Origin of the sequence: Pseudogulbenkiania sp. NH8B (assembly GCF_000283535.1) — a bacterium.
Lineage (GTDB): Bacteria > Pseudomonadota > Gammaproteobacteria > Burkholderiales > Chromobacteriaceae > Pseudogulbenkiania > Pseudogulbenkiania ferrooxidans.
Genome location: NC_016002.1, coordinates 1,105,530 through 1,121,206, shown reverse-complemented (window position 1 = coordinate 1,121,206; position 15,677 = coordinate 1,105,530). Strand labels below are relative to the sequence as shown.

13 protein-coding genes are annotated in these 15,677 nt (G+C 66.3%); 5 read left to right on the top strand and 8 right to left on the bottom strand.

Annotation, left to right across the window (positions count from 1 at the left end; translation table 11 throughout):
- Positions 1 to 8 precede the first annotated feature (8 nt).
- The 6 genes from ribD to ilvD all read right to left on the bottom strand — a co-directional run bounded on the left by ribD (position 9) and on the right by ilvD (position 7,810).
- Positions 9 to 1,103 (bottom strand): bifunctional diaminohydroxyphosphoribosylaminopyrimidine deaminase/5-amino-6-(5-phosphoribosylamino)uracil reductase RibD, encoded by a 1,095-nt coding sequence (gene ribD / locus NH8B_RS05325; protein ID WP_014086362.1) that lies wholly within the window; start codon positions 1,101 to 1,103, stop codon positions 9 to 11.
- Between the two features lie 8 nt (positions 1,104 to 1,111).
- Entirely contained in the window at positions 1,112 to 1,567 is a 456-nt protein-coding gene (gene nrdR, locus NH8B_RS05320; RefSeq protein WP_008953066.1) for a transcriptional regulator NrdR, read from the bottom strand.
- A gap of 257 nt (positions 1,568 to 1,824) precedes the next feature.
- The gene (gene glyA / locus NH8B_RS05315) at positions 1,825 to 3,075 is read right to left on the bottom strand and encodes a serine hydroxymethyltransferase (protein ID WP_014086361.1); all 1,251 of its coding nucleotides are present in this window, start codon (positions 3,073 to 3,075) and stop codon (positions 1,825 to 1,827) included.
- Between the two features lie 120 nt (positions 3,076 to 3,195).
- Entirely contained in the window at positions 3,196 to 4,302 is a 1,107-nt protein-coding gene (locus NH8B_RS05310) for a hypothetical protein (protein WP_014086360.1), read from the bottom strand.
- Positions 4,303 to 5,313: 1,011 nt separating this feature from the next.
- Positions 5,314 to 5,607, bottom strand: coding sequence for a DUF3175 domain-containing protein (locus tag NH8B_RS05305; RefSeq protein WP_051002186.1), 294 nt, complete (start codon positions 5,605 to 5,607; stop codon positions 5,314 to 5,316).
- A 346-nt stretch (positions 5,608 to 5,953) separates the two neighbouring features.
- Positions 5,954 to 7,810 carry a dihydroxy-acid dehydratase gene (gene ilvD, locus NH8B_RS05300; RefSeq protein WP_014086358.1) on the bottom strand — a complete coding sequence of 619 codons (1,857 nt, stop codon included), beginning with the start codon at positions 7,808 to 7,810 and terminating at the stop codon, positions 5,954 to 5,956.
- 202 nt (positions 7,811 to 8,012) lie between these two features.
- Between ilvD and lgt the strand changes: the two genes are divergently transcribed.
- From lgt to NH8B_RS05275, 5 genes are all read left to right on the top strand, one after another.
- On the top strand, positions 8,013 to 8,864 hold the full coding sequence (gene lgt / locus NH8B_RS05295; RefSeq protein WP_014086357.1) for a prolipoprotein diacylglyceryl transferase: 852 nt from the start codon (positions 8,013 to 8,015) through the stop codon (positions 8,862 to 8,864).
- A gap of 130 nt (positions 8,865 to 8,994) precedes the next feature.
- Entirely contained in the window at positions 8,995 to 9,843 is an 849-nt protein-coding gene (locus tag NH8B_RS05290; RefSeq protein ID WP_014086356.1) for a putative selenate ABC transporter substrate-binding protein, read from the top strand.
- Positions 9,840 to 10,643, top strand: a complete 804-nt coding sequence (locus NH8B_RS05285; protein WP_014086355.1) for a phosphonate ABC transporter ATP-binding protein — start codon at positions 9,840 to 9,842, stop codon at positions 10,641 to 10,643. The genes NH8B_RS05290 and NH8B_RS05285 overlap by 4 nt, the downstream gene beginning before the upstream one ends.
- On the top strand, positions 10,637 to 12,229 hold the full coding sequence (locus tag NH8B_RS05280) for a PhnE/PtxC family ABC transporter permease (protein WP_014086354.1): 1,593 nt from the start codon (positions 10,637 to 10,639) through the stop codon (positions 12,227 to 12,229). Before NH8B_RS05285 ends, NH8B_RS05280 begins: the two co-directional genes overlap by 7 nt.
- 79 nt (positions 12,230 to 12,308) lie before the next feature.
- The gene (locus tag NH8B_RS05275) at positions 12,309 to 13,076 is read left to right on the top strand and encodes a 3',5'-cyclic-nucleotide phosphodiesterase (protein ID WP_014086353.1); all 768 of its coding nucleotides are present in this window, start codon (positions 12,309 to 12,311) and stop codon (positions 13,074 to 13,076) included.
- 6 nt (positions 13,077 to 13,082) lie between these two features.
- On the opposite strand, the gene NH8B_RS05270 is transcribed toward NH8B_RS05275, so the two are convergent.
- Together NH8B_RS05270 and NH8B_RS05265 are read right to left on the bottom strand one after the other, a co-directional pair.
- Positions 13,083 to 13,292, bottom strand: a complete 210-nt coding sequence (locus NH8B_RS05270) for a heavy-metal-associated domain-containing protein (RefSeq protein WP_014086352.1) — start codon at positions 13,290 to 13,292, stop codon at positions 13,083 to 13,085.
- 21 nt (positions 13,293 to 13,313) lie between these two features.
- On the bottom strand, positions 13,314 to 15,668 hold the full coding sequence (locus NH8B_RS05265; RefSeq protein WP_014086351.1) for a heavy metal translocating P-type ATPase: 2,355 nt from the start codon (positions 15,666 to 15,668) through the stop codon (positions 13,314 to 13,316).
- Between the last annotated feature and the right edge of the window lie 9 nt (positions 15,669 to 15,677).

Sequence of the window (15,677 nt, the reverse complement as noted above, 5' to 3'; positions counted from 1 at the left end):
ACTCACCCTCAGCAGGACGGTATTGCCAACTCCAGTCGCACGTCCTGACCCACCATGCGCAGATCACGGACCACCACATTCCTTTTCCCGGCCAACGACTCCAGCGCCGGCCAGCCAAACAAACCCTGCGCCGCGTCGCCCAGCAGCGTCGGCGCCAGGTACAGCACGATCTCGTCGACCAGCCCGGCCTGCAGCAAGGCGCCGTTGAGCCCGGCCCCCGCCTCGACCATCAGCTCACCCACGCCCTCCTGCGCCAGGCGCGCCAGCAGGGCGGCTAGATCGACCCGGTCGGCGGTATCGCCCAGCGTCCAGACCGTCACCCCCTGCTCCAGGTAAGGCTGGTGGCGCGCCGCGTCGGCGACCGCCGTGGCAAGGATGGTTTCGCCGTCGCGGTAGATGCGCGCCCCAGGCGACGTCTGCAACCGGCTGTCCACCACCACCCGCCGCGGCTGGCGCGGGGTAAACACCTCGCGCACTGTCAGCTGCGGATCGTCCGCCAGCACCGTCCCGCTGCCGGTCAGGATGGCGCAGGCACGGGCGCGCAGGCGATGCACGTCGCGCCGCGCATCGGGGCCGGTAATCCACTGGCTGGCGCCGTTCAACAAGGCGGTCTTGCCGTCCAGCGAGGCGGCCGCCTTCAGCGTCACCCACGGCCGGCCGCGCTCGGCGCGCGACAAGAAACCCTTGTTGAGGCGCCGCGCCTCGGCCTCCAGCAAGCCGACCGCCACCTCGATGCCGGCAGCGCGCAACATGTCCAGGCCACGCCCGGCCACTTCGTGATACGGATCCTGCATCGCCGCCACCACGCGGCCGACACCGGCCTCGATCAGGCCCTTGGCACACGGCGGGGTGCGCCCATAGTGGCTGCATGGCTCCAGCGTCACGTAGGCGGTGGCGCCGCGCGCAAGCTCGCCCGCCATGCGCAGGGCGTGTACCTCGGCATGCGGGGTGCCGGCCGCGATGTGCCAGCCCTCGCCCACGACCTCGCCGTCACGCACCACGACACAGCCGACCCGGGGGTTCGGCGTGGTGGTGTACAGGCCTTGTTCGGCCAACCTCAGTGCCCGCGCCATCATGGCGTGGTCAACCGCGGAAAACGTCATGGACTCTCTCACGAGGATTTCTGGATTTCCTTGATCGCCTCGGAAAACTCCGAGACGTCCTGGAAACTACGATATACCGAGGCAAAACGGATATAGGCTACTTTATCCAGTTTCGCCAACTCATTCATCACCATCTCGCCGATCTGGCGCGAACTGACCTCGCGCTCGCCCAGTTGCAGCAGGCGGTGGCAGATACGGTCGATGGCGTCGTCGACCAGCGCGGTCGGCACCGGGCGCTTGTGCAGCGCGCGCAGGAAGCTGGTGCGCACCCGCTCGACATCGAACTCGGAACGATGCCCACCCGACTTCACCACCTGCGGCATGCGCACGTCGGCGGTTTCGAAGGTGGTAAACCGCTTTTCGCACGCCAGGCAGCGGCGGCGGCGGCGGATGCTGGTGCCGTCTTCGCTGACGCGGGAATCGATCACCTGGGTGTCGGCGTTGCCGCAAAACGGACATTTCATGATGTGACGACCTGGCTAGTAATAATCCTACGATGGTATCAGCAAAGGTCGGGAGCGTTAACGCCACCGTTTCTGACGCTCGTCAAGAGAGCGCGTCGCCGCGCGGTGCCGCCGCGCCGCTCCACCTCGTTCGGGCCTACTCCAATCGGCCCACCAGGACGAGCACCGGATACCACCGCGCCGCCTCAAACCCCTGCCCGAAAAAACAAAAGCGGCCCGAAGGCCGCTTTCAGTATCACACAGGCGTGACGATTGGCTTACTTGGCAGCGTACACCGGCAGGCGCTGGCACAGCGCCTGGACTTCACCGGCCACGCGCGCGGTCACGGCCTCGTCGTTCGGCGCTTCCAGCACGTCGGCGATCAGGTTGGCCAGCAGCTTGGCTTCCGCCTCGCCGAAGCCGCGGCTGGTCATGGCCGGGGTGCCGATACGGACGCCGGAGGTCACGAACGGCTTTTCCGGGTCGTTCGGGATGGCGTTTTTGTTGACGGTGATGTGGGCGCGGCCCAGGGCGGCTTCGGCGTCCTTGCCGGTAATGCTCTTGGCACGCAGATCGACCAGGAACACGTGCGACTCGGTTTTACCCGACACGATGCGCAGACCGCGCTCGATCAGGGTCTCGGCCATCACCTTGGCGTTCTGCTTGACCTGCTGGGCGTAGGCCTTGAACTCCGGCGACGCGGCTTCCTTGAAGGCCACGGCCTTGGCGGCGATGACGTGCATCAGCGGACCGCCCTGCAGGCACGGGAAGATCGCCGAATTCAGCGCCTTCTCGTATTCCGCCTTGGCCAGGATCACGCCGCCGCGCGGACCGCGCAGGGTCTTGTGCGTGGTGGTGGTGACGAAGTCGGCGAACGGCACCGGGCTCGGGTACTCACCGGCGGCCACCAGGCCGGCGTAGTGAGCCATGTCGACGAACAGGTAGGCCCCCACTTCGTCGGCAATCTTGCGGAAACGCGCCCAGTCGATTTCCAGCGCGTAGGCGGAAGCACCGGCCACGATCATCTTCGGCTTGTGTTCGCGCGCCAGACGCTCGACGGCGTCGTAGTCCAGCACTTCGTTCTCGTCCAGACCGTACGGCACCACGTTGTACAGTTTGCCGGAGATGTTCACCGACGCGCCGTGGGTCAGGTGACCGCCGTGCGCCAGGCTCATGCCGAGGATGGTGTCGCCCGGCTTCAGCACCGACACGTACACCGCCTGGTTGGCCTGCGAGCCGGAGTGCGGCTGCACGTTGGCGTACTCGGCGCCGAACAGCGCCTTGAGGCGGTCGATCGCCAGCTGCTCCACCACGTCGACGTGTTCACAGCCGCCATAGTAGCGCTTGCCCGGGTAGCCTTCGGCGTACTTGTTGGTCAGGACGGAGCCTTGGGCTTCCATCACGGCAGGGCTGACGTAGTTTTCGGAGGCGATCAGTTCGACATGGTCTTCCTGACGGCGGTATTCGGCGTCCATCGCCGCGGACAGTTCCGGATCGTACTTGGCGATCGTCAGATCGGCTGCAAACATCTTTGACTCTTCCAATCAAAGGGTTAATCGAGATGCGCGATTTTACCTCAAATGCGCGGCCCATTGGTATGAGCAATTCGGGACATGAGCATGAATCCAGCTCATGTCCCGAGACATCATTTACTGCAGCGTCGAACCCGGCGCCGGAATATCGTCGGCGGTCAGGAACAGCGGAATGCCGTTCTGCTGATCCGGCTGTACCTGCGGCACCACGCGCACGTCGCTCACCCGGCACTCGGCCATCAGTTCGCAGAACTGCGACGCGATCAACGGCACCGAATCCAGCGGCGACAGCTGCCAGACGAAGCCCTCCCAGTTCTTCTCGTCACCCGGAGCGGAGATGGTGCAACGCAGCTCGCCATTCTCATGTGCGGACAGCACCGCCACCGGCTCCTGCCCCATATCGCGCAGCTTGCGAATCATGCTGCTGGCAAAGGCCTGCAACGTCACTTCCTGGCGCGCGCTGCCGCCCGCCACTATGGCCTGCAGCAGCGCCTGCGGCGGACGCGCGATCGGGAACAGCGTCACACCGTCGGTTTTCAGCTGCTCGCCGAGGAACTTCATCAGTGGGATGCCCCACGGCCCGACCGCACCACCGAGCTTGACCGGGGCGGGCTCGCCCTCCTCCTGGATCGCCACGCCGATCAGGTAACGCAGGAACACGCCATCGTTTCTGACCGTGACGGCGGACGGTTCGAGCTCCAGCGGCAGACCGCGCGCGGCATCGACCAGTGAGCGGGTGAAGCGGTAGAGCTGTGCCGAGGATATGCCGGCCACCGTGTCCGGGTGCAGCAGCTTGCCCGACAAGAACACCTCGGCCCCCGGTGCGAACACGCCATGCTCGCGGAGTAGCGCGTTCAGTCCGTCCACATCCTCGATGCGCGCCGGCAACGTCGCCTCCGGCTTGGCCCCGGCCACCAGTACCAGCGGTACGGCGAAGATCACGGCATGGCGCCCTTCCGGCTGCTCGGCGGCGGCACGCAGGGCTTCCCACAGCACACGGTAGGCGGCCTGCGACGGCACCATCGCCAGCGCCACCGACAGCGTCAGCACATCGCCGCGCTCCAGGATGTCGGCCACGGCCTGCTTGAGCGAGACCCGGCACGCTTCCCGGTCGCTATCGGACGCCGCATTCAACACCGACAAGGTGTAATGAATCAGCATGTTGCTGGGCATGGGATCAGGGTACAGGCGGGGATCGGGGAGAGCGGGATGCAGCATGGACATGAGGAAATCCTGCGTCAGGGATAAAAGGAAAGATTGTCGCACAGCGGCAGGCCAGCGGGGAGAGGGCCACTCGATTTTCGATTAGTAACACTTGGATGTTCCAATGTGCGACATCGAAGCATCTTTTTCGTGCATTGCAACACTTTGCTGTTGACAGCCCCCGCACCAATCTGGATAATCTGTCCTTGTTGAGACGCAGCAATTGCTTCTTGATAGTTTCTCCTCTATTTCTCCTTTGTAGACTTGGCGCGGACAAATGTCCGCGCATTTTTTTTGCCTATTCCCCGCCTTTCCTCCCGACAAAGCCCTTGATTTTCATCAAATCAGCCTCACTTTGTTTAAAGTAAGCTGAAAACCCTGCCCCATCTGGCGTTACGCCGGCCGCAGCAAGAACCCGGCCCGTCATGCGCCGTTACCCGGACACATCGGGAACGGCACCATTGCAGTGCAACAGCGGGGGCGGATAAATTTGTGCAATGCACCAATTTATTCTTCATTTCTTGTGCAACAAAAACAAAACCGAACATTTTCATGTTCGGTTGTGAATTGTTTGCATGTTATCTCTGCGCCTCGCAGACAGCACGATTGTGTCAGTCGAGTTCAGAGCGGCCGCGCCAAAAAAAGTTCCATGGCATAACGATACCCCGCGCAAAAATCTGATGAAGCAACAACTCCGCCACGAAAGTGACTCCATGCGACAACAGATACTGGCGTATGCTCAGAGGGACCCAGAACCCGTTCACGATCTTGCTGCGCATTCCTGACCGGGGCTCATGTGCATTGCGTGCGAATCTTTCGCTGGATACCTCGAAAATGGGCACAACGGGATTCGCTCCGCGCTCGGAAATCCTCATTTCTCCCGCACATTCCGGTTACTGCACTGCTCCCCACCCCGCTGAGGGCGGCTTGCGACAGATCGCAAACAGGCTCTAAGGCCTGATACTTCTTCTGCCTCCCCGGCAACAGGCAATGGTTTAGATTGGCACTACCGTCGGGAAAGAGACGCCAGCTTCACGACTGCCGGCGCGGCCTCCCATAGAGCGCGCGCAGTTCGTCCTTCGCCTGCTCCAGAAGCTGGCGCTGCGGTGCGGAGAGCTTGCGCCCGGCGCGGTTGATATAGAAGGAGAGCATCGACATCGCCGAGCGGAAGGGGTCTGCCTTTCGCCGGTCGCTTCGCTCGGCCGACCGCATCAGCGACAGGGCGATCTCTCGCGGGTTATCTAGCGTGAACACACCGGTCTCCAGATCCAGCGCATTGCTGCTCTCCGTCACTTGTCGTGACCACCGCTGTCGTTCCTGAGCCATCGTTCCCGCCAATCCAATTCATGCATGTTCCTGCCTCCAGCGTGGTGCATTCCACACACGAAGCGACCACCGGCGAGGTTCATCATCTCTTTAATCCAAGAGGCAAGAACCGATATCCTCCACCAGCCGGCATGGGGCAAGACTCCCTCTTCCCCATTCTAGGCACGGAACCGAAGAGGCGGGGACAAGCGACAGCTCCTTTCGGGCCAGCCGAAAAACAAAAACGGCAGCTCATCCGAGCTGCCGTTCTGTTGCTGCCAAACAATTTTACCACCTCGATAATGAAGAGACCGAAGTTTGCTGGGCTGGCGGCGGATCGCCCCGCCTTGCGGGACATCCGCCCTACTTACTTGTGCTCCACCTGCGACACGTCGCGCACCGCGCCGGTGTCGGCGCTGGTGGTCATCGCGGCGTAGGCGCGCAGGGCGGCGCTTACCGTGCGTTGACGGTCCAGCGGTTTCCAGGCGTCCTTGCCGCGCGCTTCCATCTTGGCCCGGCGATGCGCCAGTTCCTCGTCGGAGACAGCGAGGCGGATGGTGCGGTTCGGGATGTCGATTTCCAGCGTATCGCCCTCTTCCGCCAGCCCGATCGCGCCGCCTTCGGCCGCTTCCGGCGAGACGTGGCCGATAGACAGACCGGAGGTGCCGCCGGAGAAGCGGCCGTCGGTCAACAGTGCACACGCCTTGCCCAGCCCCTTCGACTTCAGGTAGGAGGTCGGGTAGAGCATTTCCTGCATGCCCGGGCCGCCTTTCGGGCCTTCGTAACGGATCAGCACCACGTCGCCGGCGACGATCTGGTCGGCCAGGATCGCTTCTACCGAGGCATCCTGGCTTTCGAAGATGCGCACTCGGCCGGTGAACTTGAGGATGGAATCGTCCACGCCCGCGGTCTTCACGATGCAACCGCGCTCGGCGATGTTGCCGTACAGCACGGCCAGGCCGCCGTCCTGGCTGTAGGCGTGCTCCTTGTCGCGGATGCAGCCTTCGGCGCGGTCGTCGTCCAGCGTCGGGTAGCGCATGCTCTGGCTGAAGGCGATGGTGGTGGCGACACCGCCCGGCGCGGCGCGGTAGAAGCGGTGCGCTTCGCTGTCCGGCACGTTGCGACGGATGTCCCAGGCTTCCAGCCCTTCGGCCAGGGTCTTGCTGTGTACGGTCGGCACGTCGCGGTGGATCAGGCCGGCGCGGTCGAGCTCCGAGAGGATGGCCACCACGCCGCCGGCGCGGTGCACGTCTTCCATATGGTATTTCTGGGTGGCCGGCGCCACCTTGGACAGGCACGGCACGGCGCGCGAGATGCGGTCGATGTCGGCCATCTTGAAGTCGACGCCGGCTTCGTTGGCGGCGGCCAGCAGGTGCAGCACGGTATTGGTGGAACCGCCCATTGCCACGTCCAGGCTCATGGCGTTCTCGAACGCCTGCTTGGAGCCGATGGCGCGCGGCAGCACCGATTCGTCGTCCTGCTCATAGTAGCGGCGGGCCAGTTCGACAATGGTCCGGCCGGCCTTGAGGAACAGTTCCTTGCGGTCGGCGTGAGTGGCGAGCAGGCTGCCGTTGCCCGGCAGGCTGAGGCCCAGCGCCTCGGTCAGGCAGTTCATCGAGTTGGCGGTGAACATGCCGGAACAGGAACCACAGGTCGGGCAGGCGGAGCGCTCGACGCGGTCGACGTCCTCGTCGGATACCGCGCTGTTGGCCGCTTCGACCATGGCATCGACCAGGTCCAGCTTGCGGATGTCGTTACCCCACTGCACCTTGCCGGCTTCCATCGGGCCGCCGGAGACGAACACCACCGGAATATTGAGGCGCATCGCGGCCATCAGCATGCCGGGGGTGATCTTGTCGCAGTTGGAGATGCACACCAGCGCGTCGGCGCAGTGGGCGTTGACCATGTATTCGACGCTGTCGGCGATCAGGTCGCGCGAGGGCAGCGAGTACAGCATGCCGCCGTGCCCCATGGCGATGCCGTCGTCGACGGCGATGGTGTTGAATTCCTTGGCGACGCCGCCGGCCTTTTCGATTTCCCGCGCCACCAGCTGGCCCATGTTCTGCAGGTGAACGTGGCCCGGTACGAACTGGGTAAAGGAGTTGGCGATAGCGATGATCGGCTTGCCGAAGTCGTCGTCTTTCATGCCGGTGGCACGCCAGAGGGCGCGGGCACCCGCCATGTTGCGGCCGGAAGTCGAGGTACGGGAACGGTATTGGGGCATTGCGAATCCTTCAGTCTCAATCGGTAGCGGAAAGCCGGCTCGCCAGGGACGCCAGCGGCGGGTAGCCGCGACGCAGTCCGGACATCGGGTGCCAGAACGCCGAACGGCCGCGTGGGCTGCCTTGCTTGCAGCGCGACGCGGGGGAACGCTTTCCGTATAATTTCGTCATCTCTCTTTTACCGCAAACGCACATCGCTGACAAATGTTCATTCATCCCCAGTTCGACCCGGTGGCGATCAAGCTTGGCCCGCTCGCCGTTCATTGGTATGGCCTGATGTACCTGTTGGGTTTTCTGCTGTTCATCGGGCTGGGCAACCTCCGCCTGAAGCAGGGTCATGCCTTCCTTACACCCAAGCTGCTGGACGACCTCTTGATGTACGGGGTGCTGGGGGTGGTGCTGGGAGGACGACTGGGTGAAGTGCTGTTCTACCAGCCGGCGTATTACTTCAGCCATCCGCAGGAAATCCTGATGGTCTGGAAGGGTGGGATGTCGTTCCACGGCGGCTTCCTCGGGGTACTGGTCGGCATGCTGCTGTTTGCGCGCAAGCATGGCCGCAGCTTCTGGGAGCTGACCGACTTCATCGCGCCGCTGGTGCCGCTGGGTCTGGCGGCCGGCCGCATCGGCAACTTCATCAACGGCGAGCTGTGGGGCCGGGTCACCCGCCCGGATGCGCCGTGGGCGATGCTGTTTCCGCAGGCCCGCCTCGACGATCTGGCGCAGGCACAACAGTCGCCGGAACTGATGGCGCAGCTGATGCAGTACGGCGCCCTGCCGCGCCACCCGTCGCAGCTGTACCAGTTTGCGCTGGAGGGGCTGACGCTGTTCGCCATCCTGTGGTGGTTCAGCGCCAAGCCGCGCGCGCGCGGCCAGGTCTCGGCGCTGTTCCTGATCGGCTACGGCTTTTTCCGCTTCGTGGCGGAGTTTTTCCGCTCGCCGGACGCCGGCATCTTCGGCCAGTCCTACACCATCAGCATGGGCCAGTGGTTGAGCCTGCCGATGATCGTGCTGGGCATGGTGCTGTTTGTCTGGTTCGGACGGCGCCAGTCGCGTTAGAATTTCGTTGTTGGATGTTGGAGTGGTTCGCCACTCGGCGGCCTTTAGCCCGCCACCCGCGGCCAGTCGGCAAGACTGGCCTTTTTGATGCCTGCGGTTTATCGCCCGCAAGACACGAGAGATTTACCCGATGAAAGCCATCAAGTTTGCTATGGCCGGCGCCCTGCTGGCCGTTTCCGTCCTGGCCTCCGCCGAAGAGGCCGTGCTCAAGGTGTCGGCCATTCCGGACGAAGCCCCGACCGAACTGCAACGCAAGTTCGCTCCGCTCGGCGCCTACCTGGAGAAGGAGCTGGGCATGAAGGTGCAGTTCGTGCCGGTGACCGACTACGCCGCGGTGGTGACCGCGCTGACCTCGGACAAGATCGACATGGCCTGGCTCGGCGGCTTCACCTTCGTGCAGGCGAGCCAGCGCGGCAAGGTGGTGCCGCTGGTGCAGCGCGAGGAAGACAGCAAGTTCACCTCGAAGTACATCGCCAACGCCGAGGCCGGCATCAACTCGCTGAAGGACCTCAAGGGCAAGAGCTTCGCCTTCGGTTCGGCGTCGTCCACCTCGGGCCACCTGATGCCGCGCTACTTCCTGCAGAAACAGGGCATCAAGCCGGAGACCTTCTTCAAGAACGTGGCCTACTCCGGCGCGCACGACGCCACCGTGGCCTGGGTGGCCTCCGGCAAGGTGGAAGGCGGCGTGCTCAACGCCTCGGTGTGGGACAAGCTGGTGGAGGCCGGTAAGGTCGACCCGACCAAGGTCAAGCTGATCGGCACCACCCCGGCCTATTACGACTACAACTGGACCGTGCGCGGCAACCTCGACGCCAAGCTGCAGCAGAAGATCACCAAGGCCTTCCTCAAGCTCGATCCGAAGAATCCGGAACAGCAGGCCATCCTGGAGCTGCAACGCGCCAGCAAGTTCATCCCGACCAAGGCGGCCAACTACAAGGGCATCGAGTCCGCGGCCAAGGAAGCAGGCCTGCTGAAGTGAGCCTGACGTTCGAACGCGTCGGCCTGCGCCTGGGCGGGTCGACGATCCTCGACGACGTCAGCCTGGCGCTGGGCGACGGCGAGCAGGCGGCGCTGATCGGCCCGTCCGGCGCCGGCAAGTCGTCGTTGCTGCTGCTGGCCAACACCGTCTATCGCCCAAGCCAAGGGACGGTCAGCGTACTGGGGCAGGACCCCTGGCGCTGCGCGCCGCGCCAGCTGCAGTCCCTGCAGGCCGACATCGGCACGGTCTACCAGGCGCCGCCGCTGCCGGCGCGACAGCGCGTGGTCAACGCGGTGGCCGCCGGACGACTGGGACGCCAGGGTACGCTGGCCTCGCTGCTGGCGCTGCTCAGGCCGCACGACGCCGCCGGCGTGGCAGAGGTGCTGCAGCGCGTGGACCTGGCCGACAAGCTGTGGGCGCGCTGCGACCAGTTGTCGGGGGGGCAGCGCCAGCGGGTCGGCATCGCGCGCGTGCTGTACCAGGCGCCACGCCTGATGCTGGCCGACGAACCGGTGTCGGCGCTCGATCCGCGCCTGGCCGAGGAGACGGTGAAACGACTCGCCGACGATGCCCGCGCCCGCGGCGCCACCTTGCTGATGAGCCTGCACTCGGTCGACCTGGCGCTGGCTCATTTCCCGCGCATCATCGGCCTGCAGGGCGGCCGCATCCTGTTCGATCTGCCGCGCGCCGAGGTGCATGGCGGGCTGATCCAAGCCTTGTACGCCGGCGAAAGGTTGGCCGAAGACGATACCCTCCCGGCCGATGCCGAACCCGGCTTCCCGCGGGGGGTACGATGCTGAGCCACCCGCGCGACCCGGCGCTGCTGCCGCGCCTGCTGTGGGGCGCGCTGCTGCTGGCCTTGCTCGTGCCGACCCTGCCGCTGACCGGCTTCAACCCGCTGCAGCTGTTCGACGCCGCCACGCTGAAAACCCTGGCCGGCTTTGTCGCCGGCTTCCTGCCGCCGGCCAGCAACACGGTCTTTCTCGGCGAGGTGATGCGTGCCAGCGTCACCACCCTGGCGGCGGCCACCGCCGGGCTGGCGTTGGCGATGCTGGTCGGGCTGCCGCTGGCCTTCGCCACCACCCGTGCGCTGGACCGCCATGCGCTGACCGCGGCCGCGCCGTCAAGGTTGGCCGAAGCTGGCAAGTCGCTGCTGCGCGGCGTGATGGTGCTGCTACGCGGGGTGCCGGAAATCGTCTGGGCGCTGCTGTTCGTGCGCGCCGTCGGACTCGGCTCGCTACCGGCGGTGCTGGCGCTGGGACTGGCCTACGGCGGCATGCTGGGCAAGGTCTACGCCGAAATCCTCGAATCGCAGCCGCGCGCCCTGGCCCGGGCGCTCTGTGCCGCCGGCGCCGGACGCACCCAGGTGCTGGGCTACGGGCTGCTGCCGCAGGCCCTGCCGGAGCTGGTCAGCTACAGCGTGTACCGCTGGGAGTGCGCCATCCGCGCCTCGGCGGTGATGGGCTTCGTCGGCGCCGGCGGCATCGGCCAGTTGCTCGACACCTCGATCAAGATGATGAACGGCGGCGAAGTCAGCACCTTGCTGCTGGTCTTTTTGCTGATCGTGGTGGGGACCGAAGGCGTCAGCCGGCTGTCGCGCCGCTTGCTGGAGAGCCGCCAGGGTGGCGCCGTGCTGGCCGGTTCCGCCGTGCTGGCGGCGCTGGCCAGTGTCGCCTGGCTACTGCCGGCATGGCGCGAGGCCGGTTTCGACGGCGCCAGCCTGCTGCGCTTCGCCAGCGAATTCCTGCCGCCCGACGCCAGCCCGGCGCTCCTCGCCGACATCGCGCGCGGCGCGCTGGAAACACTGGCGATGGCCTTCCTCGGCACCGCGCTGGCGTTTGCCGGCGCCGCCGTGTTGGCGCTGCCGGCGTCCGGGCGCTTCGGCCAACCTGCCAAGGCGCTGGCGCGGCTGCTGCTCAACCTGCTGCGCGGCATCCCCGATCTGCTGTGGGCCTCGCTGGCGGTGCTGGCGGTCGGCCTGGGGCCGGCGGCCGGGGTGCTGGCGCTGGCCTTGCACACCAGCGGCGTGCTGGGGCGGCTATTCGCGGAAACGCTGGAAAATGCCCCTCCGGCACCGGAGCAGGCCTTGCGCGTGCTCGGCGCCGGACGGCTGACGGCGTTCTGCTACGGCCTGCTGCCCGAAGTGTGGGCGCAATGGCTGGCCTACGCGCTGTACCGCGGCGAGAACAACATCCGCGCGGCGGCGGTGCTCGGCATCGTCGGTGCGGGGGGGTTGGGACAGCAGCTCTATCTGGCGCTGTCGCTGTTTCAACTGCCGACCGCCGCCAGCCTGATCCTGGCCATGCTGCTGCTGTCGTGGCTGCTGGAACAGTTGAGCCGGTTGCTGCGGCAGCAACTGGAAGCGGCGACGGGGCACGCGGCCTGAGCTGACATGCCGGGCGAATTAGTCCCTGCCCGGCATGTCGGCTACAATCGGGACTTCACTTCCCTGTCGGAGCACGGCGATGCGAGTCTCCATCCTGGGCGCCTCCAGCGGCATCGGCCGCCCCGCCCGCACCACCAGTTTCCTTCTCGATGACCACACGCTGATCGACTGCGGCACCGGCGTCGGCTCGCTGGAGGTGGCGCAACTGCTGCGCATCACGCGCGTGCTGCTGTCGCACAGCCATCTCGACCACTGCGGCTTCCTGCCGCTATTGGCCGACGTGCACGCCGGCCACGCCGGGCCCGGCATCACTGTCTACAGCCAGCAGGCCACGCTCGACGCCGTCAAGCAGCATCTGTTCAACGGCGTGATCTGGCCTGACTACACCGTCACGCCCAGTCCGGAAAACCCTTACGTGCGGCTGCAGGCCATCGAGGTCGGCGACCCGGTCGCCCTGCCCGGCGCCATCGCCACGGCCTTGCCGGCCGAACACAGCATTCCGGCGGTAGGCTGGCTGGTGGAAGGCGACTGGCGCGCGCTGGCGTTCAGCGGCGATAGCGGCCCCTGCCCGGCGTTCTGGCAATGGATCGCCCACGTGCCGTCGCTGTCCGACGTGCTGTGCGAGGTCACCTACGACGACGACCACCTGCCGCAGGCACGACGCTACGGCCACATGGCACCGTCGCTGCTGGCATCGCTGGTCGACCCCTTGCCACCGGCGGTGCAGTTGTGGATCAGCCATCTCGACCCCGGCGAGGAAGAGCGCATGATGCAGCAGATCCGGGCGGTGTTGCCGCCACACCTGCACGTGGAACGGCTCAAGGCCGGCGTGACGATCGAACTGTAAGGCGCGTCACAGTACGGCGTCGAAGCCGGCGTTGTTGAGTACCGCGAGCAGACTGGCACTCGTCAGCAGGTGCGGGTTGAACAACACCCGCACCTGTCCCCCCGTCAGCCCCGCCTCGGCCTGAGCCACGCCGGGCACCCGGGTCAACAGGGTCGCCACCCGGCGCTCGTCACCCTGCCCGCCATGCCCGACCAGTTTCACCACGACTTCTTCCATTCTCGCCTCCCGATGAGGCAATCATTTCCACCGTCTCAGCAGCAACGAGTTGCTGACCACCGAGACCGAACTGGCCGCCATAGCCGCCCCGGCGATCACCGGATTCAGCCAGCCCAGCGCGGCCAGCGGCACTCCTAAAACATTATAAACAAAAGCAAAAAACAGATTCTGCCGAATCTTGACCAGGGTTCGGCGCGACAGGCGGATGGCGTCGGCGACGTGACGCATGTCGCCCTGGCGTAGCGTCACGTCGGCGGTTTCGATCGCCACGTCGGAGCCGGCCCCCATGGCGAAACCGACGTCGGCCGCCGCCAGTGCCGGGGCGTCGTTGACGCCGTCGCCGACCATGCCGACCTTGTGTCCGGCGCGCTGCAACTCGGCCACCGCCGCGGCCTTGTCCTGCGGCTTCACCTCGGCACGGAACTCGGCGATGCCGGCGGCGGCGGCGATGCTCGCAGCGGTAGCCGCCTTGTCGCCGGTCAGCATCACCACCTTCACCCCCAGGCGACGCAAGCGCTCGACGGCCTCGGCGGAACCGGGCCGCAGTTTGTCGGCGATCGCCAGGAGCCCCATCAAGGTGCCCTCGCGTCCCAGCGCGATCACCGTCTTGCCCTCGGCGTAGAACGCGCTGGCCGCCTCCGGCAGGCTATCGACCAGCCAGTCCGGCACGCCGACCCGCAGACGGCCGTAACCTTCGATCTCGGCCTCCACCCCACGGCCGACCTCTGCCGAAAAATCCTGCACCGGCAGGCGCGTCAGCCCCTGCTCTTCGGCAAAGTCCAGCACGGCACGCGCCAGCGGGTGTTCCGAGCCGGCCTCGATGCTCGCGGCCAACTGCAGCAGGGTGTCGCGCGGCACCGTCAGGGGCAGCACGTCGGTCACCACCGGGCGGCCCTCGGTGAGGGTGCCGGTCTTGTCCACCACCAGCGCCGTCAGCCGCCCCGCCGTCTCCAGCGCGGTGGCGTTGCGGAACAGGATGCCGCGCCGCGCCCCGTTGCCGATACCCACCATCACCGCCGTCGGCGTGGCCAGCCCCAGCGCGCACGGGCAGGCGATCACCAGCACGGCCACGGCGTGGATCAGCGCACGCGCCCAGTCACCGGTGAGCCAGCCGGTGACGAGCAGCGTGACCACGGCGATGGCCACCACCGCCGGCACGAACACGCCGGAGATGACGTCGGCGAGGCGCTGGATCGGCGCCTTCGAGCCTTGCGCCTCGCTCACCAGGCGCACGATGTCGGCGAGCTGGGTCTGGCAGCCGACCCCGGTGGCACGCACCGTGAGCATGCCGTCCTGGTTCTGGGTACCGGCGTACACGGCATCGCCGACCCCCTTGGTCACCGGCAGGCTCTCGCCGGTGAGCATGCTCTCGTCGACGGCGGCGTGCCCGGCGATCACCTCGCCGTCCACGGCGATGCGCTCGCCGTGGCGCACCAGCAGCACGTCGCCCGGCTGCAGCAGCGTCACGGCCACCTCCTGGAGCTGGCCGTCGCGCTCCACGCGCGCCGTTTTCGGCGCCAGACGGATCAGTTCCTCGATCGCGCCCGAGGTTTTGCCCTTGGCGCGCGCTTCCAGCAGCTTGCCCAGCAACACCAGCGTGATCACCGCCGCGCCGGCCTCGAAATACACATGCTGGTCGTGCCAGCCGGCCAGCGTCACCACCGCCGACAGCAGGTAGGCCATGCTGGTGCCCAGCGCCACCAGCACGTCCATATTCGCCCCGCCGCCACGCAGGGCGTGCCAGCTGCCCTTGTAGAAGCGCCAGCCGGCGAGAAACTGCACCGGCGTCGCCAGCGCCAACTGCACCCCGCGCGGCAGCATGCCATGCGCGGCGCCACTCAGCATCGTCACCATCTCCAGCAGCAAGGGGGCGGTCAGCAGCGCCGCCAGCCAGAACCAGCGCCGCTCCTTGAGATAGGCCTGGCGATGCTTTTCGGCCAAGGTTTGGTCGCCAGCCGTGGCGCGCGGCGCCGCGCTGTAGCCCGCCTTGCGCACCGCGGCGATGATCGCGTCCTCTCCCAGCGCCCCGGCGGGAAAGTGCGCCACGGCAGTTTCAGTGGCGAAATTGACGCTGGCGTGCACGCCGGGCAGGCGGTTCAGGACTTTTTCGATGCGGCTGGCGCAGGCGGCGCAGGTCATGCCGCCGATATCCAGCTCCAGCCGCTCCTCGGGAACCGCATAGCCGCTCTGGCGGATGCGCTCGATCAGCCGTTGCGGCGTCTGTTGCTGCGGGTCGAACTCGACCCGGGCGGTTTCACTGGCGAAGTTGACCTGCGCGTCGACGCCATCGAGACGATTCAACACCTTCTCGATACGGTTGGCGCAGGCAGCGCAGGTCATGCCTTCGATCGGCAGGGTCAGCTGGGTCCGGCTCATCGCTCGCTC

Coding starts and splice junctions, on each gene's coding strand:
- ribD (WP_014086362.1), bottom strand. CDS start 1,103: ATGACGTTTTCCGCGGTTGACCACGCCATGATGGCGCGGGCACTGAGG.
- nrdR (WP_008953066.1), bottom strand. CDS start 1,567: ATGAAATGTCCGTTTTGCGGCAACGCCGACACCCAGGTGATCGATTCC.
- glyA (WP_014086361.1), bottom strand. CDS start 3,075: ATGTTTGCAGCCGATCTGACGATCGCCAAGTACGATCCGGAACTGTCC.
- NH8B_RS05310 (WP_014086360.1), bottom strand. CDS start 4,302: ATGTCCATGCTGCATCCCGCTCTCCCCGATCCCCGCCTGTACCCTGAT.
- NH8B_RS05305 (WP_051002186.1), bottom strand. CDS start 5,607: ATGGCTCAGGAACGACAGCGGTGGTCACGACAAGTGACGGAGAGCAGC.
- ilvD (WP_014086358.1), bottom strand. CDS start 7,810: ATGCCCCAATACCGTTCCCGTACCTCGACTTCCGGCCGCAACATGGCG.
- lgt (WP_014086357.1), top strand. CDS start 8,013: ATGTTCATTCATCCCCAGTTCGACCCGGTGGCGATCAAGCTTGGCCCG.
- NH8B_RS05290 (WP_014086356.1), top strand. CDS start 8,995: ATGAAAGCCATCAAGTTTGCTATGGCCGGCGCCCTGCTGGCCGTTTCC.
- NH8B_RS05280 (WP_014086354.1), top strand. CDS start 10,637: ATGCTGAGCCACCCGCGCGACCCGGCGCTGCTGCCGCGCCTGCTGTGG.
- NH8B_RS05275 (WP_014086353.1), top strand. CDS start 12,309: ATGCGAGTCTCCATCCTGGGCGCCTCCAGCGGCATCGGCCGCCCCGCC.
- NH8B_RS05270 (WP_014086352.1), bottom strand. CDS start 13,292: ATGGAAGAAGTCGTGGTGAAACTGGTCGGGCATGGCGGGCAGGGTGAC.
- NH8B_RS05265 (WP_014086351.1), bottom strand. CDS start 15,668: ATGAGCCGGACCCAGCTGACCCTGCCGATCGAAGGCATGACCTGCGCT.